General features: G+C 68.0%; 2 protein-coding genes. Both read left to right on the plus strand.

Going from position 1 to position 1,348, the window contains the following annotated elements; translation table 11 throughout:
* Positions 1–213 precede the first annotated feature (213 nt).
* Positions 214–732 (plus strand): sigma-70 family RNA polymerase sigma factor, encoded by a 519-nt coding sequence (locus tag EN780_RS34295; RefSeq protein ID WP_187331313.1) that lies wholly within the window; start codon positions 214–216, stop codon positions 730–732.
* Positions 729–1,348: anti-sigma factor (locus tag EN780_RS34300; RefSeq protein WP_133372881.1), on the plus strand; the 620-nt coding region annotated here is incomplete at its 3' end. The genes EN780_RS34295 and EN780_RS34300, both read left to right, overlap by 4 nt.

The following is a 1,348-nucleotide window of genomic DNA, read 5'->3' on the forward strand; positions in this document are numbered from 1 at the left end:
GGCTGCAGGGTTTCGAACATCGCAAGGCTCCAATGGCGGCGGAGTGATACGCAAATTGGCCCCGCTTCGCCAGCGCTTTTCCTCCGCGCCAAACTGAAGACGGCGGGCAGGGCGGCCCGCGGGGCGATGAAACGGCTGCTGCCTGGGACAAAATAATGCGCCGTTGGGGATTAAAACCTTGCCCTGCTCCGTAAACAGGGCATGAAACGGTCGATGCCACGCTTCGAAATAGTCGGACAGCTGGGTTCGCTCAGGCGTTACGCGCGCTCGCTGACGCGCGACACCACGGAGGCCGAGGACCTAGTGCATGACGCGCTGGTGCGCGCCTATGAGCGGCGCGGCACCTTTCGCGCCGGCAGCAACCTGCGCGCCTGGCTGCTCTCGATCGTCCACAACGCTTTCATCGACGGTGTCCGCTCGCGCCGGTCGGAAGCCGCGCGCATCGAGCAGGCCGGATATCTTGCCGACAGCACCTCCCCAGCGCCACAGGACCACTCCGTCCGTCTGGCGCAGGTGCGGGCGGCCTTTTTATCGCTGCCGGAAGAGCAGCGTTCGGCGCTGCATCTCGTCGCCATCGAGGGGCTGAGCTACGCCCAGGCGGCGGAGGTCAGCGGCGTGCCGCTGGGAACACTGATGTCGCGCATCGGCCGGGCCCGCGCCGCGCTGCGCGAGATGGAAGACGCGGCGCCCGCGGGCAGGAACCATCTCCGGATCGTGAGAGGTGAGCGATGAACGCAATGCTCGATCCCGTGACCGATGCTGATCTCGATGCCTATGTCGACGACCAGCTGGAGGTGGCCCGCCGTATCGAGGTCGAGGCGTTCCTGTCCACCCGACCGGAAGCCGCCGCGCGCGTGATGTCCGATCTCAGGACGCGCGACGAGCTGCGTGTGGCGCTCGCCGCCAAGGGAATGGCGCGGCCGGCAACGACCGAGGCGGCACGACGGCTGGAGCGCGGGCTTGGCCGCGACCGCATCTTCGGGGTGCTGCAGCGCGCCGCGGCGGCGGCGATCCTGATCGCGGCCGGCTGGCTGGCGAATGGCATTTTCGGACCGGTCGCGGTGACGAAGGTCGTCGCCTCCCCCCAGCCGCCCGCCTATGTCGAGGAAGCGGTGAGGGCGCACCGGACGACGCTGGTGCGCGAGGCGATGACCTCCCAGCGGGAAGCGCCGAACTACAATCCAGGCGAGATCCGCGCCGCGACCGCGATCGTCATGCCGTCGCTGCCCGGCGACTGGAAGGTGCGCGATGTGCAGATCTATCCGTCGCGCTTCGGCCCAAGCGTCGAGATGGCGCTCGAAACCAAGGATCTCGGCCTGGTCTCGCTGTTCGCGATCAGGCCGAGATC

The organism is Mesorhizobium sp. M4B.F.Ca.ET.089.01.1.1, assembly GCF_004022605.1.
GTDB lineage: Bacteria > Pseudomonadota > Alphaproteobacteria > Rhizobiales > Rhizobiaceae > Mesorhizobium > Mesorhizobium abyssinicae.